Source organism: Lacticaseibacillus thailandensis DSM 22698 = JCM 13996 (genome assembly GCF_001436135.1).
Lineage (GTDB): Bacteria > Bacillota > Bacilli > Lactobacillales > Lactobacillaceae > Lacticaseibacillus > Lacticaseibacillus thailandensis.
In genome coordinates this window covers 25,695-46,792 of record NZ_AYZK01000009.1, presented here as the reverse complement: position 1 = coordinate 46,792, position 21,098 = coordinate 25,695, and the positions used below count along the sequence as shown (strand labels likewise).

The following is a 21,098-nucleotide window of genomic DNA, read 5'->3' as shown; positions in this document are numbered from 1 at the left end:
AGGTTCGATCCCTAGATACCCAATCACTGATGACGGTTGCTTAACGGCAACCGTTTTTTTTATGCCGTGAGTGAGCCTTCAGGGCAGGCTCACGGCGCTAGTCCAAGAGCGGGTCACCCGCCAAGGGCAGTCAGAGCCGATATCGAAACACCGGTTGCGCCCAGGTAGCGGCCATGGCGGCGTACCCCCCGGTCGCAGGTCATCGCGGTCCGGGCCCACCGCAATGGTAGTCATATCAACAACAGGTCCGAGCAACCGTTATCTTCGTGCTCTGGACAAAAATGAACCGGGCGGTGACAATAGAAGCAACAAAGTCGAAAAGGGGTATGGTCATGAGAATTGAAAACGATGCGCTCGGTGCGGTAGAAATACCTGACGGAGTTTGGTGGGGCCCGCAAACGGAGCGTTCTCGCCACAACTTTGCGGTCGGTCCGCTCATGCCCCTACCAGTGATTCGGGCGCTGATTGAGATCAAGCGCGCCGCGGCCACCGTGCATGGTCGTGATGGCAGCCTGCCAACCACGATTGCTGACAGTATCGTGCAGGTGGCCAGTGGCCTCCTGACGTTTAACGACCATGACCTGCGCGCCCAGTTTCCACTGCGGGTCTACCAGACTGGTTCCGGCACCCAGACCAACATGAACGTCAACGAAGTGATCGCCCACCAGGCGAGCCAAGCAGCCGGGACGACGGTACTGGCTAACGACCACGTCAACCAGGGGCAAAGTTCCAACGACACCTTTCCCACCGCGATGCACATGGCGGCCTACGCTGCAATGGGGCGGCTCATCAACGTAGTACAGCACACCCTGAGTACGCTCAAGACCCAGGAGCAACTGTACCGGCACACCGTTAAGTTGGGGCGGACGCACCTCCAGGACGCCACACCCATCACCTTTGGCCAGGAAGTTTCCGGTTGGCGCGCCACGTTGGAACAAGACGTACATACGCTGACGCAGGCCCGGGACCAGTTGCGTGCGCTACCACTCGGGGGTACCGCCGTGGGGACGGGGCTCAACACCACGACCAGCACCACCAAGGCGATTATTTCGCAACTCATCAGTGATTCGGGCGTGGCGTATACCAGCATGCCCAATAAGTTCCACGGGTTGTCGGCGCATACCGAGTTGACTAACGCACATGGTGCCGTGAAGACGCTCGCAACCGACCTACTGAAGATTGCCAACGATATTCGCTTTCTTGCTAGTGGTCCCCGTGGTGGCTACGGGGAGCTGACCATCCCCGCCAACGAGCCGGGTAGCTCGATCATGCCCGGCAAAGTTAACCCGACCCAGGCGGAGGCCCTGACGATGATTGCTACCCGCGTTATGGGTAATGATGTGACCATCAGCGTGGCCAACAGCCAGGGTAACTTTGAAATGAACGTCTACAAACCGGTCATCATTGCGGCTTTGCTGGAGTCAGTCGAATTACTGAGCGGCGGGTTGGACCAGTTCAATCGGCTGCTGCTGACCGGCATGACCGCCAATGCCGACCACATGCGGGCGGCGGTGGACGGTTCACTGATGACGGTGACGGCCCTGTCACCACATATTGGCTATGAAGTCAGTGCGCGAATCGCCCAGCAGGCGCTGCGGGACGGTACCACGTTGCGGGCCGCGGCGTTAGCGTCTGGCAAAGTCACGGCGGCGCAGTTTGACGAGTGGACCAACCCGCTACGCATGACGCGGGTCGACGACTAATTGGGGGTGTGCGGGCAATGCCCAGTGAAGAAGACGTAATTGAGTTGAGTGGCCGTGTGGCGAAGATCCTGCTGGAAAACGGGGCCGAAACCTCGCGGGTCGAGGGGACCGCCGAGTACATTGGCCGCGCGGCCGGGCTCGAATTGAGCTGCCATGCCACCATGACGGCGGTGTTTGTCGATGCCCAAACGGAAGCTCACACCCACCTAATCAAGGTGCGCACGGGCGACTTTAACCTGCAAAAAGTGGACGAGATTAACTCGGTGTCCCGGCAGTTCGTGGCGGGGCACCTTAGTTTTGACGATTTGCAGCGGCGGATTGCCGCCATTGACCGGAAGGTGATCGACTTTACCTGGGTTCAAAAGATCATTGGCGCCGGGTTGGTATCAATTGCCCCGATGTTGCTGTTCAAAGCTACGTGGGGGGACTTAGCCTGGGCTTTTGGGGTCGGCATTGCCGGTTACCTAGCGGCGCAGTGGGTCGGCCACCAGACTAAAACGCCCTACATTACTTCAGCTGTGGGTGGGTTCACGATTGCGGTACTAGCAGTACTGCTGGTGCACTTAGATTGGGCCGTTAGTAGCGATAACATCATTATTAGCGCCTTGATGCCCCTTGTCCCCGGCGTGGCGCTGACTAACTCGCTACGAGAATTAATTGGTAAGCACACCATCTCGGGAATGGTGCGCGCGGTGGATGCGATCTTGGTAGCCGTTGCCATTGGTGGTGGCGTGGTGTTGGGGTCGGTCCTGGTGCAGTTAGTCATGGGGGCGTGAAGATGAACTTAGTTAATTTATTCATTGAAGTTGCCTTTGGCTTCTTGTCCTCCGTCGGTTTTGGCATTATTACCAACGTGCCGCGACGGACGTTGATGGCTTCGGGCGTTACTGGTGGCTTGGCTTGGGGCGTGTACGTCCTGGTCGACCAGGTGGCCGGCAACGTGATCCTGCCCAACCTGCTGGCGGCTTTGACCATCGGGGTACTGGCGAACGTCGCGGCCATTGCGGTGCGGGCACCGGTGAACGTGATGTACGTTCCGTGCCTGGTGTCGCTGGTGCCGGGGGCCATTATCTATATGAGTATGAAGAACTTTACGTTGGGCCACGATGCCAGTGCACAGCAAGGCCTGATCAAAACGTTGACGGTGGCCTTTGCGTTGGCCATCGGGTTCGTGTTGGCGGAAGCGTTGATGAACCAGGTGCGGCCGTGGATTCAGCGGCTGTTACACCGTGAGGTCAGTCAACGGCGGTAGGCGCGCAGTACATTTACATATGAAAGGGTGGTTGTGATGGACTTATTAGCAACGTTAATGCAGCAACTGGATGCAGCAGCATCAGAGATTATCCGCATTCGGCGGGAGTTGCACCAGCATCCGGAGGTCTCGTTCCACGAGCAGTGGACGGCGGCCTACATTAAACGGTTTTACGCCGGCTTTGATTGTCCCGTCACTGATTATGGCGACGGGTACGGGTTTGCGGTGGACATTCCGGGCGGTCAGTCCGGCCCGACGCTAGCACTGCGGGCGGACTTTGACGCGTTGGCCGTGCAGGAGGATAACGACCTGCCGTTCAAGTCCCAGCAACCCGGAGTGATGCACGCCTGCGGCCACGACGGCCATACCGCCTACATGATGGTACTAGCCCGAACCCTGTGGCAGTTACGCGACCAGTTACCAGGGCGGGTGCGGATCATCCACCAGCCCGCCGAGGAGGTTTCTCCCGGTGGGGCGCAGGGAATGTTGGCCGCCGGCGTCCTGACTGGCGTCGACAACGTCCTGGGTGCGCACGTGATGACGTCAATGCCAACGGGGACGGTCGGTTACCACGTGCGTGAGACGCAAACGGGCCGGGCCAACTTTACGGTTACGGTGGTGGGCAAAGGCGGACACGCATCCATGCCGCACTTAGCCAACGACGCCATCGTGGCCGGCAGTTATTTTGTTACCGCGCTCCAGACTGTGGTATCGCGGCGGGTGGACCCGTTTGATACTGCTAGCGTGACGATCGGTTCGTTTGACGGCGTGGGGTCGTTTAACGCCATTAAGCAGAACGTGACCCTCAAGGGGGATGTGCGCGTGATGAAGGAAAGTACCCGGGTGACTGTGCGCCAGCAGATCGAACAGATTGCTCAGGGTGTGGCCGCCATGTTCGGCGTGCAGGTGGACGTGGACTACGACGATAATTACCCCGTCTTGTTTAACGATCCGGACCTGACCATGCAGGCGGTGCACAATATTCAGTCTGCCAACATTCCGGAAGTCCGGGCGGTGACCGACGTGGGGCCGCAAGACCCGTCGGAAGACTTTGCTTACTTCGCTCAGGCGCTGCCCAGCACGTTTTTGTACATTGGCTGTGACCCGGACGACGGGCAGAGCCACCCACACCACAGCCCCAATTTCCTGATGAACGAGGATTGTTTGATTATTGCCGCTAAAGCGGTCGGGGCTGCTGCGGTTGAGTATTTGCAACAGCACAAGTAAGTTAACGAAGGTACCTACGGGTGGTTGCGGGCGATATGCGCAGCCGCCCTTGTTTTTAGTACCACCGGAGAAAGCGTTATCCTACCAGTGACCACAACGCACTTAATTCTGCGCGCGGTGCCATACGCCAATAGTAGCCCTGCCTGGTATCGTGTGGATGGGCATTGCTGCGGCGACACCGATTGTGCAATTGTGATAGTTGTTTTTTTATGCCATAATGGCTTAACGCTACGGCGCCTGGGGACCCCAGGTGCATTTGTTTCAGAAAATCCTAAAAAAATTATGTTCATTCGTCGCCCAGGGGTGTATAATGACAAACTGTCACATGACATTACGTCATAATTTTACGCGAAGGGGGGCGACCTTGTGCCGAAACCAACATTTCTGCGGCTACCAGCGGCGAAACAAGCCCGCATGATGGCGGCCGCCAAGACGGAATTTACCCGGGCGGTATTCGCCAAGGCATCAATTTCGAACATTATTGAGCTGGCGGGCGTCCCGCGGGGGAGCTTTTACCAGTACTTTGAGGATAAGCAGGACATTTTTTACTATTTACTCGAAACGGAGGGGCAACGGTTCGTTGATGCGTTCAAAGCCATTGTGGAGGCGCATCACGGTGATTTCTTTGCCTCAGTGACGGAATTTTTTGACGTCACCATTGACCGGTTACTTGAAGGTGATGACGCGCCATTTTTCCGCAACGTGTTTAGCAACATGAACTTCAAGTCGGCCAGCCACGCCGCCTTTGGGGAAAATGTGCACCGCCATGGCGCCGGCCGGCGGTACTTGCAGGAGCACATTGACTTTTCCGGTCTCCGCGTGACCAATAATCAGCAAAAAGAACTGTTGTTCCGCACAACCATGGGCGGGTTCGCACAGTCTTTGGCTTATTTCTACAACCACCAGGAGGGCGAGCATCCCGACACCGTTGCTAAAGTAAAGGAGCGGATGGCGTGGTTACTCGACTGGTTACAACATGGTGTGTTATTGAAGGGAGAATCACATGCTTAGATTAGCAAAGGGCCGCATTTCATACTGGGCCGTGGTGGGCGCGATCCTATTTATGGTTGCCCAGGTTATCAGTAACTTGTACCTGCCTAATTTGACCTCCGACATCGTGAACAATGGTGTCGAAACGGGGGACGTGAACTACATTTGGCGTAAGGGTGGCGAAATGGCCATCTTTGCCCTGATCAGTGTGCTGGCCGCCGTCATGAACGTCTTATTGGCATCGCGTGCTTCCCAGCGTCTCGGGGCCAACATTCGCAAGGACATTTACCGCAAAGTTATCAACTATTCTCACGACGAAATGGACACCGTCGGGACCAGTTCCCTGATCACGCGGACCACTAACGACGTGGTCCAGATCCAAAACGTGGCCATCATGGCCCTGCGGATGATGATCATGGCACCAATCATGCTCATTGGGGCCAGCTTCCTGGCTTATCAAAAGGACCACACCTTGACGCAGATTTTCGTCATCGTGTTGCCGATCATGGTGGTGTTCATCGGTTTGATCATGATTTTTGCTGTGCCGCTGTTCCGCAAGATGCAGCAAAAGACCGATAATATCAACTTGGTCTTCCGTGAAGGTTTGACCGGGGTCCGCGTTATCCGCGCGTTTCGGCAGGACGACTTTGAACAGAAGCGTTTTGAAGGTGTTAACCAGGATTACACCCACAACGCCGTGAAGGTCTTCTCCATCATGGCCCTCATGGTGCCCGTGATGACGCTGGTAATCAGTGCCACCAACATCGGCATTGTTTGGTGGGGTGGTCATTTGATCGCCGCCCAGGCCATGAACACCGGGAACATGATCGCGTTCATGACTTACGCGATGCAGATTCTGATGAGCTTCATGATGCTGGCCATGATCTTCGTGTTCGTGCCGCGTGCCCAGGCATCAGCGGTCCGGATCAACGAAGTGTTGGATCAAAACTCACCGATCGACTCCAAAGCCGACGCCAAGAACTTTGACGGCACGACGCCTGAATTACAGTTTGACCACGTCGAGTTCCGTTACCGCCACGCCGAAAATCCGGCGTTGACCGGTGCCAACTTTGACATGCACGCCGGGCAGACCCTCGCCGTGATTGGGGGGACTGGTTCCGGGAAGAGTACCTTGGTCAACCTGATTCCGCGGTTCTACGACGTCGAGCAGGGTGCCGTCCGTGTGAACGGGATCGACGTCAAGGACGCCGACCTGAAGGAGCTCCACAAGACGGTGGCCTTTGTTCCCCAGAAAGCCGTACTGTTTGCGGGCACCGTGCGCGAGAACATGCAATGGGGTAAAGCCGACGCGACCGACGATGAGATTTGGCACGCCCTGGAAATTGCCCAAGCACGTGACTTCATCGAGGAAGAACCCGACGGCTTGGACTACATGGTCGAGCAGGGTGGGGCTAACTTCTCTGGTGGTCAACGTCAGCGGCTCGCTATTGCGCGGGCGCTGGTCAAGCCGGCTTCCATCTACGTCTTTGATGATTCCTTCTCCGCCCTGGACTTCAAGACCGACGCCAACCTGCGTCAGGCCCTGAAGGACGACCCGGATATCAGTAGCAAGGTTGTCGTCATCGTGGGTCAGCGGGTTTCCACCGTGGCCGACGCCGACGAGATCGTGGTACTGGATGAAGGTCGCGTGGTCGGCTTTGGTAACCACGAGGAATTGAAGGCTAATAACGAAACGTACCAAGAAATTGTTAGTTCACAGATTCGGGAAGGGGATGAAGCGTAATGGCTGCAAGTACTACAAAAACCGCTCCCGTTCGTGGACACGGACCCATGCGCGGCATGGGCCTAGTCGAAAAGCCGAAGAACTTCTGGCAGACGACCGGTCGCCTGTTGGGCTACATGAAGGGCCGGCTGGTCGCCGTCATCTTCGTGCTGATCATGGCCATCGCCTCCGTTTACTTCCAGATTCGGACCCCCAAGATTTTGGGGAAAGCAACGACCCAAATCTTTGCCGGGGTGATGAAGGGTCAGTCTGAACAAAAGGCAGGGATTCACATCAGCACCTACCCCATTAATTGGGGTAAAATTGAAACCATTATCGCCACGGTCATCGTCATGTACCTGGCCAGTGCCCTCTTCAGTTTCCTGCAGCAGTTCATCATGACCCGAGTTAGTCAGCTGACCGTTTACGATCTGCGCCGCGACTTTAAGGCCAAGATGAAGCGGGTGCCGGTGCACTACTACGACGCGCACAACAATGGTGACATTATGTCCCGTGCCGTTAACGATATGGATAACATTGCCAGCACGTTGCAGCAAAGTCTGACGCAGATGGTCACTTCCACGATGACCTTCATCGGGACGTTGTGGATGATGCTGACGATATCGTGGCAGTTAACGCTGATTGCGTTGGTCACGATTCCGTTGTCCGTGATTGCCATTGGTATTGTGGCGCCAAAGTCGCAACGCTTCTTTGCCGCCCAGCAAAAGTCGCTGGGGTTAATCAACAACCAGGTTGAAGAAACGTATGGTGGGCAAGTAATCGTCAAGAGTTTCAACCGTGAAGAAGTCATGGTCCATGAGTTCGAGGAAGAAAACGAGCGTTACTACCAGGCTGCCTGGAAGGCGCAGTTCGTTTCCGGGATCATGATGCCGTTGATGACCTTCATGAACAACATTGGTTACGTCTTTGTAGCCGTTGTTGGTGGGGTCCAAGTTGCGAATGGTAGCGTTACTTTGGGGAACGTGCAGGCCTTCCTGCAGTACACCCAGCAGTTTGCCCAGCCAATTTCCCAGTTGGCCAACCTCTCGAACACCATTCAGTCGACGATCGCGTCCGCTGAGCGTATTTTCGAGGTGCTTGACGAACCCGAAATGGAAGACACTCCGTCCGGCCTGCCCGCAGAACCCAAGACGGATGAGATCATCAAACTGGACCACGTTAAGTTCGGTTATCCGGGTGCCGACACCCTGATGCAGGATTACAACCTGGACGTGCAGTCCGGGCAGATGATTGCCATCGTCGGGCCAACTGGGGCCGGGAAGACTACGGTAATCAACATGTTGGAGCGCTTCTACGACGTCACGGGTGGTTCCATCCGCCTGTGGGGTAAGGATACCCGCGACATGAGCCGGGAGGACCTACGCAGCCACTTTGCCATGGTGCTCCAGGATACCTGGCTGTTTACCGGCACTATCTGGGACAACCTGAAGTACGGGCGTGAAGACGCGACGGATGAACAGATTCTCAGCGCGGCCAAGGCAGCGCACGTGGATTCGTTCGTACGGCAGTTACCGAACGGCTACGATACCGTCCTCAATGAAGAGGCGTCAAACCTGAGTCAAGGGCAGCGGCAGTTGCTGACGATTGCCCGGGCGTTCGTGGCGGATCCAGAAATCTTGATTTTGGATGAGGCCACGAGTTCCGTCGACACGCGGACTGAAATGCACATTCAGCACGCTATGGAACGGTTGCTACAGAACCGGACAAGCTTCGTGGTCGCGCACCGGTTGTCCACGATTCGTGACGCTGACAACATCATCGTTATGAACCACGGGTCCATCGTCGAAACCGGGAACCACGACGCCTTGATGGCCAAAAACGGTTTTTACGCCGACCTGTACAACAGTCAGTTTAGTGGCAACGTCGAAATCTAACGTTAATATTGATAGTGAAAGGGTCAATCTCCTACAGGAGGTTGACCCTTTTTGTATACGCGGGTGGATGTAGTGGCCCACGCACCAACACTGATCGTCACGACTGATGTTTGGTCGGCCGCGACACTCACTGTGAGGCTGTACGCAAACAAGTGCAACAAAGTGGGTTGGGGAGTTGACGGTCAGCTCGGCAGCTGTTACACTGTACTAGTGAACTAGTACAGTAGTGATGAGGAGATGCCCCGTGGAATTTAACGCTAAGATACCCATTTATTATCAGATTGAGCAGTATATTATCCGCGAAGTCATTACCGGTCACTTCGACGCGGGGGCGCAACTGCCTTCGGTGCGGGAGTTGGCCCCGCAACTAGCGGTCAATGTGAACACGGTGCAACGCGCCGTCGCTGAATTGGTCACGACGGGCCTGATCGTGCCGCAACGGGGCAAAGGCAACTTTGTCACCACCAACATGGAAGTGATCGTCAATCTGCGTGCGCGCATCGTCAAGGAGCAGGTGGCGACGCTGTACGAGCGGTTGAACGCGCTGAAGATTACGCCGAGTGAAATGGAGTTTTACTTGCATCAATACATTCAGGAACAGGAGGCCACCAATAATGACTGATTTACTAGCAATACGTGGATTAACGTACAAGCGGAACTTTAAGGTGATTTTGCGCGACATCAACTGCCACGTAGAATCAGGACAGACTATTGGCCTCCTGGGTGCCAACGGGGCTGGCAAAACCACGCTTATGCGCCTGATTGCCGGCAGTGCGCCTCACTTTCTGGGATCAATCAGTGTGGACGGCGCAACACAGTTAGTCGCCCGCAAAGCTGCGGTCAGTTTTTCGGAACAGACCAACGGGCTACCGTTAAACTTGCGGGTCGACCGGGCCGTCGCCGCGTGGGCCGCCTGGTACCCAGACTTTGACCGCGAGCAGTTCGAGCTGGTGGCGCAATTCATGGATATTGACCACCACGCCCGGTTAGGCAGTCTGTCCAAGGGTAACTTGAAGAAGGTTGTCATCGCACTGAGTTTAGCGCGGCGGGCCAAGTTGTACCTGTTGGATGAGCCGTTTGACGGAATCGACAGCATGACGCGCAAGAAGATCATCGCTGCCATCATTCAGTGGAAGCCGTTTGACGCGACTTTACTGATCAGTGACCACCATGTGGGCGATATTGCGAACATTTTGGACCGCGTCATGATTATTGAGGGGCGCGAACTAGTCGCCAATGAAGAGGCTGATGATATCCGGGCTACCGGCAAGAGCATTGAAGAATACTTTGAAGATGTACATGCAGGGAGGGTACAACATGACTAAACGGGTGCACGTGCTCAAAAATTTATTGGTACCAAAGTTGCAGCTGACCAGCTACGTCGTGTTGGTATACTTAGCCGCTGTGATTGTCACAATTGGTTGGGGTACCTGGCACCATGGTTATCAGGCCGATTTTGCAGTGGTGATTGCCGGCTTTTACGCTCTGATAGCGGGCATCGTCCTGTTTGTCTTGCTGGCTAATCACCAGGAACGGGTGTGGACGACCAGTCGCTTCCGGCTGGCGCCAGTGACAGACCTGCGTCTGTACGTGATGAACGTGTTGTCCAGCTTTATCAGCATGCTTTACGGGCTCATTGTAGGGGTGACCGTCATTGGTCTATTGTCCGTACCTTTGCAGCAACAGGCCGTGCCTTTACAGCTACAGGCTGACCACGCGGAGGCGCTTTGGCGCTACGGCCTTGCCGGCGTGACCATGATGCTCTCGGCGTGCCTGTACATGTGGATCTTTATTAGCATGATCCATTTGGTCGGGGTCAGTATTAGTGCGTTTCTACCACCTATGCGGCAACGCATCGTCAAATTTTGCTTCTACCTGGTGGTGTTAGTGCTGGTCCTCATGGCCCTGAACGGGTTAGAAGGTGGCGTGCGGCAACTTGCGCCGCACTTGGGTTTTAATTTTACTAGTGTGGACCAAATCGAAGATGCCATTCCTGCCTTCTACTGGGCTAGTTTCTGGTCGTTGGTCGAAAGTGCGGTTTATTCGGTCATCAACGTCTTGCTACTGCACAACTGGGTCGAAACCAAGCAGGCTTAATGACGGTACGGTGATAGTATTTAGCCCCTGGACTTGTTAAAATTAAGGTAGAGGCAAAGTCTGGACGTGCACACCAGTGGAGGAAAACTGATGAAGACGATACTATTGACCGTAGTGAGCCTGTGCGTATTGAGTGCGTGTGGTCATCCAACCGCGACGCCACACGAAACGAGTAGCCAGAGTAATAGTAGTCACGTTAACCGACAACAGTCATCCAAGCCGAGTCAGGCGGTCAAAGTCTCGGTGAGTGCCGTTGTCGAGTTGATGCACGACCGCTGGGGTACCGATGTCGATCTGAGCAGTATTGAGATCGAACCGCACGGCAATCAGTACCAGTACGACGTGGAGGCCGTGGATGATGATACCGAGTACCAGATGGTGCTGGATGGTCGGACGGGTCGGGTGTTGCGGCAAGCGCAACACGCGTTGGCAGCCGATGAGGCCGGCGGGGTGGAGCGGCAGGAGCACGCCATCAACACGGAGCACCTGTTGGCTTTAGGGCACATCACACAGGCAGCCACCCAGGCGGTGCCGGGTACCGCGCGCGAGTGGTCGCTGGAACAAGACGACGGGGTGCCGGTTTGGAGCGTCAAAATCCAGACGGCACACGCCGGGCAACGTGAGGTCTCCGTCCAGGCCGACACTGGTAAGGTGTTGGCAACGTCAGACGATGATTAGTGGCGGGCGTGCCGATTGCGGCGCTCGATGGGATGCAGTTGTTGGCGCAAACAAAGTAGGACCAGAAATCAATCAATTTCTGGTCCTACTTTGTTACGGGTGGTCTGTGTGGCATCACTAGTTGGTCCACCAGTGCTATAATAGCGGGGATTACGTGCCATCAACGGCACGAATACATAGTTGGGAAGCGGATTAGTAAAAATGGATGCAACCGAACAAACACAACGTATTGCGGCCGGCGACGCCTTGGTACGGATGGCCCTGACTGACATGATCAAGCGTGGCATCACGCCCGGTGCGACGTACGCACTACTGGATGGGGATGCGGTGTACACCCAAACATTGGGACAGGCGGCGACCGTACCTGAGCCGCTGCCGTTAAAGCCAGGGATGTTTTATGACCTGGCGTCACTGACCAAAGTGGTCGGCACCACCCCACTATTTTTGCGGGCGGTGCAGGATGGACTTCTGGGAATTGATCAGCCCATTCAGGAAGTGTTGCCGGAGTTTTCGGCACCGCACGTCACCTTTCGCATGGCGTTGACGCACACCTCGGGACTGGCGGGTTACATTCCGCACCGCGACGAACTGCCAGCTGACCAGTTGCGCCACGCCCTGTTGACCCAGCTACACGAAACGGACGGGACCGGCAAAGTCGTGCAGTACCGCGACGTTAACCTACTCCTGGTGGGGTGGGCGTTAGCCAAAGTTTACGGCGATCCCATTCAACGGTTGATTACCGCCCGGGTCTTACCGGCGTTTGGTATGCGGACCAACGCCACCTTTACCCCTGATCCAGCGCAGACCGTACCGACGACCTATGGTCCCGAGCACGGTTTACGGCGCGGAATTGTGCACGACCCCAAGAGTGCAATTCTGGGTGCCGATTCCGGCGCGGCGGGTCTGTTTGCCAACATTGACGGATTGGTGCAATACGCCCACGTCACCTTTGGCCGCGTGCAACAAATTTTTCTGCACGAAAATTGGGCCGAAAATTTGCAGCAAAGTTACGCCGGGGGCCGCAGTTTGGGCTTTGACCTGCGGGAAGGGCCAGTGACGCACCGGCAGTGGTTGTACCACACCGGCTATACCGGAACGTTTATTCTGCTGGATCCCAAGGGGCACCGCGGGTTGATTGTGCTGGCGAACCGCGTGCACCCGGTCGTACACCCCGAATTTTTGGCGGCACGGGATGCGTTGATTCCTCAATATTTGGCCGCCACAGAGCGGGCCTAGTGTGGTATCCTTACAGGTGTAAACGCATACGTGAATGCGTGTGCAAATGCCATAGATGGGAGCTTGATAACAGTGACAGAACCACTTTTCCTGAAACCATATTTCCGGCCAAAGATTTGGGGTGGCCGTAAGCTGGAGCAGTTTGGCTACGACCTACCTGAGGGTAAGATTGGTGAGTGCTGGGCGATTTCTGGTCACCCACACGGGCCGGCCACGATTAAGAATGGCCCGCTGGCAGGCAAGACGCTGAACCAGGCTTACGCTGAGAACGGTGAATACTTTGGCCAGCCAACGGACAACGTGTTCCCGCTACTGACCAAGATTCTGGACGCTGAGGATAGTCTCTCCGTACAGGTTCACCCGGACGACGCCTATGCGGCCGAACACGAGCACGAACTGGGTAAGACGGAATGCTGGTACGTGATCTCGGCGGAACCAGGCAGCTACCTGATTTACGGCCACCATGCCAAGACGCGGGCCGAGTTGAAGTCCATGATCGAAGCGGGCGACTGGGAGCACCTGTTGCGCAAGGTCCCAGTTAAGACGGGTGACTTTGTGTACGTTCCCAGCGGCATGATTCACGCGCTGAACAAGGGCATTATGGTCCTGGAGACTCAGCAAAGTTCCGACACCACCTACCGCCTGTACGATTATGACCGGACGGACGACCAGGGGCATAAGCGTGAGTTACACCTGAAGCAGTCCATCGACGTGACGACGGTGCCGAGTGTCGACCCCAAGTTGGACATCAAGCACGAGACCATGGGTGATTCCACGGTCACTACCTTTGTGACCGCACCAATGAGCCCGTTCTTCTCGGTATACCGTTGGCAGGTCAACGGTGAACTGCACTTGACCAAGACGGCGCCGTACACGCTGGTGTCCGTCCTTGATGGTGCGGGCCACATCACGGTTGATGGGCAGGTGTACGCCCTGAAGAAGGGTGACCACTTCATCATTCCGACGCAGGTCGACGATTGGGACCTCGACGGCAAGATGGACATTATCGCGTCCACGCCGGGCCAGACCAAGTAATTTCTATTAACAAACGCAGGGCCAACCACCAGTGTGTGGCTGGCCCTTTTTAGTATGTCCGTTAATTGGCGGTTCTATAGGAGCCATACTGCCCGTATGCACCGTATATTACCGCATGACCAGGCCAGGTGTGCTAGAATTGAACACAGTTAATTACGGATGTGGAGGAAAGTATCATCACAACGCAAAACCCAATTCGGTCCGCAACTGCGCGGGGCCTCGCTCGTTTATCATATGGTGTCTTGCACGGAGTCTTCAAACGCGGCTCTGCATTTCCTGGCAACTTGGCTGCCCGGATCGATCCCGATGTCCTACGCAGTTTGGCGCGGGACTATGATGTGATTATCATCACCGGGACCAACGGTAAGACCCTGACGACCAGCATGATCGTGAAGGCCCTCCGGCAAAAGTATCCTGACCTCATGACTAACCCCACGGGTAGTAACATGATGAGTGGTATTATCTCGGCCTTTATCGCCCAGGGTCCGCACAAAGGTCACGGGCGCGGCCTGGCCGTGCTGGAAGTTGACGAAGCCAACGTGGCGCCCGTGTCGGCGTTGGTGCACGTCAAAGCCTACGTGCTTACCAACATCTTCCGTGACCAAATGGACCGGTACGGCGAGTTTTACACGACCTACCAGAAGATCTTGAATGGCATTAACATGCATCCCGATGCCTTGGTCGTGGCCAACGGGGACGCCCCGATTTTTAGTTCCCGCCCGCTGAAGAACCCGATGCGTTACTACGGCTTTGACACTGGACGTCACGATAACCTCTTGGCACCACCAAACACTGATGGTGTGTTGTGCCCACGCTGTGAGCATATTTTACATTACCGCGAGCGCACGTACAGTAACCTGGGTAGCTTTTTCTGCCCGAACTGCGGCTTTGCCCGCCCGGAGTTGACTTACCACGTGGCTGCCGTTACGGAGCAGACGCCGACCAGCTCTACCTTTACGATTGGTGACCAATCTTACACCCTGAATATCGGCGGCCTGTACAACGTCTACAACGCGCTGGCAGCGTACAGCGTGGCGAGTGAGTTTGGCGTGACGCCAGCACAGATGGCGAACGCTTTTGCGTACGACGAGAAGGTCTTTGGGCGCCAGGAAGAAATCAATATTGACGGGAAGCGGGTGACGCTGGTGCTCGTCAAAAACCCGGTGGGCTTGAACCAAGTTTTGGACATGATCGGTCATGATGACCAGTCGTTTGCCCTGGCTGTGTTGCTCAACGCTAACTACGCCGACGGGATCGACACGTCATGGATCTGGGACGGCAACTTCGAAGAGTTCGTGCACGCCCACCAGCACAGTAGCTACATGGTGGGTGGCGAGCGGTACCGTGATATCCAGTTACGTATGCAGGTGGCCGGCGTGGATCCTGACGCCTTAGCCACGGCACCGGACCTGAACAACGTGGTGGATTGGATCAAAGGGGTACCGGAACAGCACGTTTACTTGCTGGCAACCTATACGGCGGTGCTCCAGATGCGGAAGCACCTCGCTGATGGTGGTTACATCGCGGCGGGTTTTGATGCCTAAGAAAAAAATGATGCTGACATGCGGCAAACATGTCAGCATCATTTTTAGTTGGGACTAGCTGCGTTGGGTTTACTGATGGTAATACCGTGAATGGTAATGGCGTTACGACCATGATTTTTGGAATTATACAGGTATTTGTCCGCGCGTTTGTAGATATCGAGGTAATTGCGGTCTTCGTGAATTGACCGGTCCTGGCCAATTGAGACGGTGATGTGGAACTGGTCGCCGCGGTCGGTGGTGAAGGTGAGGTCACTTAACGCCTTTTGAACGGCGGTCGAGTAGGCTGAGGCCTTGTCAAAATCCTCTACGACGTCAAGCAGCAGGAAGCTGAACTCCTCACCGCCGGTCCGGTAGGTCCGTACGGGGTAATCAAACTGTGCAACGACTTCCCGTAAGCGTTTGGCGACGGCCTGCAACACCGTATTCCCCACCACGTGCCCATAGGTATCATTGACCCGCTTGAAGTGGTCAATATCAAAGGTATACAGGGCGTATAGCTCGTTATGATCTTGTAGCCGGTCAAAGGCCGTGTGCAGGTCAGCATCGAACACCCGGAAATTGCGTAAACCGGTCAGGTCGTCGATGCGGGCTTCGCTGAGTAGGTGAGCTTCATGGGTCCGCCGCGCCTTGAACCGGTAGTGCGTTTCCCAAAGAAACCACAGGATGAGGGTCAAAGTGACGAATTGCCACGGCCACCCCACATCGATGCCGTTTAATGACCGCCAATTGGCAATGAAGAAGGGGGCCATGTACACGTAGGCAAACGGATAGTAGATCCACCAGTAGGTCCCGATTTTCACCCCGAACTTGGTGGCGAGGTACATCATGACGATGGTCCAGGCATCAAGCGGTAACGACATGGACACGTGGGGTAGCCACCAATACCACAGGCTGACCACGATGATCATGGTCAAAAACACGTGCCGGCGCCGAGAGCTCAACAAGGCGTACAGTAACGTGGCACCCTGAAAGTTGAGGTAGGTCCAGCCATAGCCTACCGGGTTGTTCTGTGCCGCCATGGCGAGGACCGAGGAAAAGTGGAATAAGACCACAAAACCGATGGTCATGCCGATCAGTGCGGGTTCCCGCCAATGCCGCCAACGGCCCGTCAAACTATTGGTATTTTGCAACCAATTAAATAGTAGTGCATAGCCGATCAGCACAAGCGAGTTGTTAATAAAGGTGGTCGTGCGTAGACCCCACGAAACGAGCATAGGCGGTCCCCCTCAACAAAAAATTCCCCAATCGCTAATATAACATATTCGAAAACTAATAGGGTTAAATGATTGAAATAATTGAAAATGGCCGTCATGGCGGGGTTAACGCAGCAACATTCATTGTCGCTGACTGTACAACGCTGACACGGAATGGTTCAGTCCCTGACTGGTTTCCCCGGCTGGGTCCGTTATAATGGTCGTGAGCTAGATATTAACATCCAGGGGGTTGGGATATTGGCATATTTATACCTAGTACGACACGGTGAAACGCAGATCAACGCGCAGGGCCGCTTTAATGGTGGTGGCGTGGATACCCCGCTGACAGACAAAGGCGTGGCGAGTGCCCGGACGTTGGGTGCGATGTTACGGCCCTTGAGTTTCCGCCGTATCGTAGTATCACCGCAAGCACGAGCAATACGTACGGCCAAGTTGATTGTAGGGGCGGACGCACCATTGCGGGTGGATGAACGCTTGCGTGAAATGCGGTTGGGGGATTGGGACGGTCAAACGGGTGATTTTGCGCGTAGCTTTACCCAATATGACGATTATTTTCACCACCCGGACCGCTTTGATGGGCACGCCATTCACGCCGAGACCTACCAGGAATTAGTTGACCGCGCGAGCGCCGCTTACCAGGATGCCGTGGCGGGGTTGGGCACCCAAGACCGCGTCTTGATCGTGGCGCACGGGATCTTGCTGTCGATTGTGAGCCGAGTACTTATCGGCACGCCGCTTGGCCAGACGCGGGATGCCCCATTACTGGCAAACACCAGTGTTTCGGTACTGCAAAACCAGACGGGTGACCCGGGTTGGCGGCGATTAGCGTGGGGTGTGACCCCTGCGGCGTTGGCTGACGAGCCAGCACCCGTCCAGCAACTATTCAAGGAGGAATGATATGGCTTATCTATACTTGGTTCGGCACGGCGAAACGATTCTGAATGCGGACGACCGCGTTAATGGTGGTACGGTGGACAGCCCGTTAACAGCCCAAGGCGTGGCCAGTGCGCAGGCGTTGGGCAAATTGCTGGCTGGCGTCCACTTTGACCGTATCATCACCTCCCCAATTAAACGGGCGGTGACCACGACCCGTTTAGTGGTGGGCGAGCAGGTACCCATCATCACCGATACGCGGTTGCGCGAAATGACGCTGGGCGATTGGGATGGGCTCCCCGTCAGCGTGATTGCGGACGACCCTGAGTTTCACCACTTTAATGAGCATTTGGATGCCTTTAACGCGCAGGCGATGCATGCCGAGACAATCGCCCACCTTTGGCAGCGGGGCCACGCCGCCCTGCGCGCGGCTGTGGCGGGCGTGCCCGCGGACGGGCACGTTTTGGTGGTCGCCCACGCCATTATTTTGACGTTGCTGGCGCGGGTACTGACCGGCACGACCAGCATTGATGGTGCCCGGACCGATGGGGAGCTGGTCAACACCAGCGTGACGGTCCTGCGCGACCAACCAGGTGCTTGGGCCAAGCTGGCCTGGGAAGTGACCCCGGACCGTGTGGACACGTTGACGCCGGCTCAACGTGCACTGTTTAATTTGCCGGCCAAACAATAAAACTCACCCTTTTCTCACGGTAATCATTTCAAAAACTCACTAAATGGCGTAAACTGAGTATGTTTATCATGACGACGGGAGGGTCAGCAAATGAGTAAGGCAATTTCATGGCAGCAAGTGCAACAGTACCAGCAGGAGTTGCAACAGCAGCCCGGTCACGCGGCCTTAGCGCGGGCGGTGCAGAACGTTGGCATCAAGGCAGCGAGTCGCCAGCAGTTGGGACAGGCCGCCTTTGCACCCGTGTTTTCGGACGAGATTCCCACGGGTGTGGTGACCAACCAGAAACATAGTGGGCGCTGCTGGATGTTCGCGGAGCTCAACACAATGCGCCACGCGGTGTCCGGCAAGTTTGGCGTCAAGAACCTGGAGTTTTCCCAGGCGTTTTTAGCATTTTACGACCGGTTGGAAAAGTCCAACCAGTTTTTGAACCAAATGATTGCTAACGTGGCGGCACCCATCGGCAGTCGCAAGTTGGACTGGTACCTTACCTGGGCTAACGGGGATGGTGGCCAGTACGAAAACGCTGCGTCGTTGATTGCCAAATATGGGGTCATACCTAAGTCAGTCATGCCCGAAACCTACAACAGTGACAATACCACGGAGCTTAACGCTACGCTGAACTTAAAGTTACGGCAGGACGCCGTCGCCTTGCGGCAGGCGTACGCCAGTGGCGCCACGCCTGACCAGTTAGCGGCTCAACGCGTGCAGCAACTCAGCACGATCTACCGGATCCTCGCGTATGCTTACGGCGAACCACCACGTCAATTCGACTTTGAGTACATGGATGACCAGCACCAGTACCACCGTGTGCCTGGTTTGACGCCGCGTAGTTTCTTTGACCAGTTCCTCGGCTGGGATTTCGACCAGTACGTGATGCTGATCAGCACGAATGCTACGGGCAAGGAATACTGGCACAGCTACACCTTGCCGTCCCAGGATCACGTCGAGGGTGGCCGGCGGATTTTGTGGGTCAACGTTCCGGAGGCGGTCCTTGAACAAGCGGCCATCCAGCAGATTCAGGGTGGCGAGACGGTGTGGTTTGGCAACGACGTGTTGGCTGATTCTGACCGCCAAAGTGGCACGTTAGTGGGCGACTTGTACGCACAAAGCGAGTTGTTCGGCGTTGACCTGCACATGGACGTCGGCACGCGGTTCGACACACATCAGGCTGAGGTTAGTCACGCCATGGTCTTAACGGGTGTTGACCTAGTTAAGGGCGCACCGACCAAGTGGAAGGTGGAAAATTCATGGGGCTCCGCCAATGGACACGACGGCTACTTTGTCGCGGATGAGCGGTGGTTCCAGGACTACGCTTACTCAGTAGCCATTAACCGGCAATACTTGCCACAACGGGTGCTAGACGTGCTCGACCAGGCCCCGACCACACTGGCACCATGGGACCCACTCGCATAGTATTCTCATTTTGTGCTACACTACGTTTAAATCTTCTTAGGGGGCAATTAATTAATGGCAAAAGCAGTTACGTCCGCAAACTTGGACCAGTACGCCCAGGACTTTGCGGCTACACCAGCAGCACCGGCTTTGCAGAAAGCCGTCATGAACAACGGCATCTTGAAGGTGGCCGAGAACACCGCCAGCAAGGTGGCCATGACGCCGACCTTCTCCGTTGAGTTGGATACCGGTGCCGTTGCGAACCAGAAGCAGTCCGGCCGTTGCTGGATGTTTGCGGCCTTGAACACCATGCGGCACTCCATTCAGGCCCAGTTCAAGATCAAGGACTTTGAGCTTTCCCAGAACTTCACGTTCTTCTGGGACAAGTTTGAAAAGTCCAACTACTTCTATGAAAACATCATCGCCACGGCGGACCAGCCAACCGATTCCCGCAAGGTGGCCTTCCTGTTGACGACACCGCAACAGGACGGTGGTCAGTGGGATATGCTGACGGCTCTAATTGATAAGTACGGAATCGTGCCGAAGTCCGTCATGCCTGAAACCTACAGTTCCAGCAAGAGTTCTGAGCTGAACGCTACGTTGAACTTGAAGCTACGCAAAGACGCGGTGGCCCTGCGCAAGCTGGTGAACGATGGTGCGAGTGCAGATGACCTTGCGGCTACCAAGAGTAAGTTCTTGTCCGAAGACTACCGGATCTTGGCGTACACGCTGGGCAACCCGCCAACGAAGTTCGATTTTGAATACCGGGACGACGACAAGGAATACCACCGCGACGCAGACCTGACACCAAAGAGCTTCTACGACAAGTACATTGGCTGGGATCTGGACCAGTACCAGTCCATTATCCAGGCACCAACTGCTGACAAGCCGTACAACCATCTGTACACGGTGGAAATGCTGGGTAACGTTGTGGGTGGCCGTGAAGTACGTCACTTGAACTTATCCGTTGAGGACTTTAAGGCGGCAGCCATCAAGCAGCTGCAGGCTGGCAAATCCGTTTGGTTTGGTAGTGACGTGGGTAAGGAATCCGACCGTCAGTTGGGGATTCTCGACACGAACATTTACGACCAGGACGGCTTGTTCAACACCAGCTTCCAGATGACCAAGGCAGAACGCCTAGATTATGGGCAGAGCCTGATGACGCACGCCATGGTTCTGACTGGGGTCGACTTGGTTGACGGCCAGCCAACCAAGTGGAAGGTGGAAAACTCCTGGGGTGACAAGGTCGGTGAAAAGGGCTACTTTGTTGCTTCCGACGACTGGTTCGACAACTACGTCTACCAGGTCGTAATCAACAAGAAGTTCCTGTCTGATGAACTGAACGACGTCATCAAGAAGGAATACGATCACCCCACACTGCTGGCACCGTGGGACCCAATGGGTGCTTTGGCTTAAGTTGGCGTAACGACTAGAGGCTCCGGTAATTGACCGGGGCCTCTTTGGTGTCTTGGGGGAACAAAGTTGCTGCTCCGGGGACCGTGGTAGCGTTAAAATAATTATGGATAATGGTCAACAATTGGGAGGTGC

At 55.6% G+C, this 21,098-nt stretch carries 19 protein-coding genes; 18 read left to right on the top strand and 1 reads right to left on the bottom strand.

Annotated elements, in window-relative coordinates:
- Positions 1 to 326 precede the first annotated feature (326 nt).
- The 14 genes from FD19_RS08915 to FD19_RS08850 all read left to right on the top strand — a co-directional run bounded on the left by FD19_RS08915 (position 327) and on the right by FD19_RS08850 (position 15,380).
- Positions 327 to 1,703 (top strand): class II fumarate hydratase, encoded by a 1,377-nt coding sequence (locus FD19_RS08915; RefSeq protein WP_056969845.1) that lies wholly within the window; start codon positions 327 to 329, stop codon positions 1,701 to 1,703.
- A gap of 17 nt (positions 1,704 to 1,720) precedes the next feature.
- Positions 1,721 to 2,479, top strand: coding sequence for a threonine/serine exporter family protein (locus FD19_RS08910; RefSeq protein ID WP_054750651.1), 759 nt, complete (start codon positions 1,721 to 1,723; stop codon positions 2,477 to 2,479).
- 2 nt (positions 2,480 to 2,481) lie between these two features.
- Positions 2,482 to 2,955 carry a threonine/serine exporter family protein gene (locus FD19_RS08905; RefSeq protein WP_054750650.1) on the top strand — a complete coding sequence of 158 codons (474 nt, stop codon included), beginning with the start codon at positions 2,482 to 2,484 and terminating at the stop codon, positions 2,953 to 2,955.
- 36 nt (positions 2,956 to 2,991) lie between these two features.
- Positions 2,992 to 4,182 (top strand): amidohydrolase, encoded by a 1,191-nt coding sequence (locus FD19_RS08900; protein ID WP_056969843.1) that lies wholly within the window; start codon positions 2,992 to 2,994, stop codon positions 4,180 to 4,182.
- A 366-nt stretch (positions 4,183 to 4,548) separates the two neighbouring features.
- Complete coding sequence (locus FD19_RS08895; protein ID WP_056969841.1) at positions 4,549 to 5,193, top strand: TetR/AcrR family transcriptional regulator; 645 nt, start codon at positions 4,549 to 4,551, stop codon at positions 5,191 to 5,193.
- Positions 5,186 to 6,916: an ABC transporter ATP-binding protein gene (locus FD19_RS08890; protein ID WP_054750648.1), complete on the top strand. Its 1,731-nt coding sequence runs from the start codon at positions 5,186 to 5,188 to the stop codon at positions 6,914 to 6,916. Before FD19_RS08895 ends, FD19_RS08890 begins: the two co-directional genes overlap by 8 nt.
- The gene (locus FD19_RS08885) at positions 6,916 to 8,790 is read left to right on the top strand and encodes an ABC transporter ATP-binding protein (RefSeq protein ID WP_056969839.1); all 1,875 of its coding nucleotides are present in this window, start codon (positions 6,916 to 6,918) and stop codon (positions 8,788 to 8,790) included. The genes FD19_RS08890 and FD19_RS08885 overlap by 1 nt, the downstream gene beginning before the upstream one ends.
- Before the next feature lie 244 nt (positions 8,791 to 9,034).
- Entirely contained in the window at positions 9,035 to 9,412 is a 378-nt protein-coding gene (locus tag FD19_RS08880) for a GntR family transcriptional regulator (protein ID WP_054750647.1), read from the top strand.
- Entirely contained in the window at positions 9,405 to 10,115 is a 711-nt protein-coding gene (locus FD19_RS08875) for an ATP-binding cassette domain-containing protein (protein ID WP_054750646.1), read from the top strand. Before FD19_RS08880 ends, FD19_RS08875 begins: the two co-directional genes overlap by 8 nt.
- A complete protein-coding gene (locus FD19_RS08870) occupies positions 10,108 to 10,887 on the top strand; it encodes a hypothetical protein (RefSeq protein ID WP_054750645.1) in 780 nt (259 codons plus the stop codon). The genes FD19_RS08875 and FD19_RS08870 overlap by 8 nt, the downstream gene beginning before the upstream one ends.
- A 90-nt stretch (positions 10,888 to 10,977) precedes the next feature.
- Positions 10,978 to 11,565, top strand: a complete 588-nt coding sequence (locus FD19_RS08865) for a PepSY domain-containing protein (RefSeq protein ID WP_056969835.1) — start codon at positions 10,978 to 10,980, stop codon at positions 11,563 to 11,565.
- Positions 11,566 to 11,766: 201 nt separating this feature from the next.
- Complete coding sequence (locus tag FD19_RS08860) at positions 11,767 to 12,801, top strand: serine hydrolase domain-containing protein (protein WP_225353522.1); 1,035 nt, start codon at positions 11,767 to 11,769, stop codon at positions 12,799 to 12,801.
- A gap of 72 nt (positions 12,802 to 12,873) precedes the next feature.
- Entirely contained in the window at positions 12,874 to 13,836 is a 963-nt protein-coding gene (manA, locus tag FD19_RS08855) for a mannose-6-phosphate isomerase, class I (RefSeq protein ID WP_054750643.1), read from the top strand.
- 161 nt (positions 13,837 to 13,997) lie between these two features.
- On the top strand, positions 13,998 to 15,380 hold the full coding sequence (locus FD19_RS08850) for a Mur ligase family protein (protein ID WP_235804153.1): 1,383 nt from the start codon (positions 13,998 to 14,000) through the stop codon (positions 15,378 to 15,380).
- 44 nt (positions 15,381 to 15,424) lie between these two features.
- Here FD19_RS08850 and FD19_RS08845 read toward each other — a convergent pair whose 3' ends face one another.
- Positions 15,425 to 16,594 carry a GGDEF domain-containing protein gene (locus FD19_RS08845; RefSeq protein WP_056969833.1) on the bottom strand — a complete coding sequence of 390 codons (1,170 nt, stop codon included), beginning with the start codon at positions 16,592 to 16,594 and terminating at the stop codon, positions 15,425 to 15,427.
- Positions 16,595 to 16,831: 237 nt separating this feature from the next.
- Between FD19_RS08845 and FD19_RS08840 the strand changes: the two genes are divergently transcribed.
- From FD19_RS08840 to FD19_RS08825, 4 genes are all read left to right on the top strand, one after another.
- The gene (locus FD19_RS08840; RefSeq protein WP_054750641.1) at positions 16,832 to 17,491 is read left to right on the top strand and encodes a histidine phosphatase family protein; all 660 of its coding nucleotides are present in this window, start codon (positions 16,832 to 16,834) and stop codon (positions 17,489 to 17,491) included.
- A gap of 1 nt (position 17,492) precedes the next feature.
- A complete protein-coding gene (locus FD19_RS08835) occupies positions 17,493 to 18,158 on the top strand; it encodes a histidine phosphatase family protein (protein ID WP_054750640.1) in 666 nt (221 codons plus the stop codon).
- A gap of 90 nt (positions 18,159 to 18,248) precedes the next feature.
- Positions 18,249 to 19,571: a C1 family peptidase gene (locus FD19_RS08830; protein ID WP_056969830.1), complete on the top strand. Its 1,323-nt coding sequence runs from the start codon at positions 18,249 to 18,251 to the stop codon at positions 19,569 to 19,571.
- A 54-nt stretch (positions 19,572 to 19,625) separates the two neighbouring features.
- Positions 19,626 to 20,966, top strand: coding sequence for a C1 family peptidase (locus FD19_RS08825; RefSeq protein WP_056969827.1), 1,341 nt, complete (start codon positions 19,626 to 19,628; stop codon positions 20,964 to 20,966).
- Positions 20,967 to 21,098: the final 132 nt, after the last annotated feature.

Excerpts from the sequence above, each read along its gene's own strand:
- FD19_RS08915 (WP_056969845.1), top strand. The coding sequence starts at position 327 with ATGGTCATGAGAATTGAAAACGATGCGCTCGGTGCGGTAGAAATACCT.
- FD19_RS08890 (WP_054750648.1), top strand. The coding sequence starts at position 5,186 with ATGCTTAGATTAGCAAAGGGCCGCATTTCATACTGGGCCGTGGTGGGC.
- FD19_RS08860 (WP_225353522.1), top strand. The coding sequence starts at position 11,767 with ATGGATGCAACCGAACAAACACAACGTATTGCGGCCGGCGACGCCTTG.
- FD19_RS08845 (WP_056969833.1), bottom strand. The coding sequence starts at position 16,594 with ATGCTCGTTTCGTGGGGTCTACGCACGACCACCTTTATTAACAACTCG.
- FD19_RS08905 (WP_054750650.1), top strand. The coding sequence starts at position 2,482 with ATGAACTTAGTTAATTTATTCATTGAAGTTGCCTTTGGCTTCTTGTCC.
- FD19_RS08875 (WP_054750646.1), top strand. The coding sequence starts at position 9,405 with ATGACTGATTTACTAGCAATACGTGGATTAACGTACAAGCGGAACTTT.
- FD19_RS08910 (WP_054750651.1), top strand. The coding sequence starts at position 1,721 with ATGCCCAGTGAAGAAGACGTAATTGAGTTGAGTGGCCGTGTGGCGAAG.
- FD19_RS08835 (WP_054750640.1), top strand. The coding sequence starts at position 17,493 with ATGGCTTATCTATACTTGGTTCGGCACGGCGAAACGATTCTGAATGCG.
- FD19_RS08865 (WP_056969835.1), top strand. The coding sequence starts at position 10,978 with ATGAAGACGATACTATTGACCGTAGTGAGCCTGTGCGTATTGAGTGCG.
- FD19_RS08830 (WP_056969830.1), top strand. The coding sequence starts at position 18,249 with ATGAGTAAGGCAATTTCATGGCAGCAAGTGCAACAGTACCAGCAGGAG.
- FD19_RS08870 (WP_054750645.1), top strand. The coding sequence starts at position 10,108 with ATGACTAAACGGGTGCACGTGCTCAAAAATTTATTGGTACCAAAGTTG.
- FD19_RS08825 (WP_056969827.1), top strand. The coding sequence starts at position 19,626 with ATGGCAAAAGCAGTTACGTCCGCAAACTTGGACCAGTACGCCCAGGAC.
- FD19_RS08900 (WP_056969843.1), top strand. The coding sequence starts at position 2,992 with ATGGACTTATTAGCAACGTTAATGCAGCAACTGGATGCAGCAGCATCA.
- FD19_RS08885 (WP_056969839.1), top strand. The coding sequence starts at position 6,916 with ATGGCTGCAAGTACTACAAAAACCGCTCCCGTTCGTGGACACGGACCC.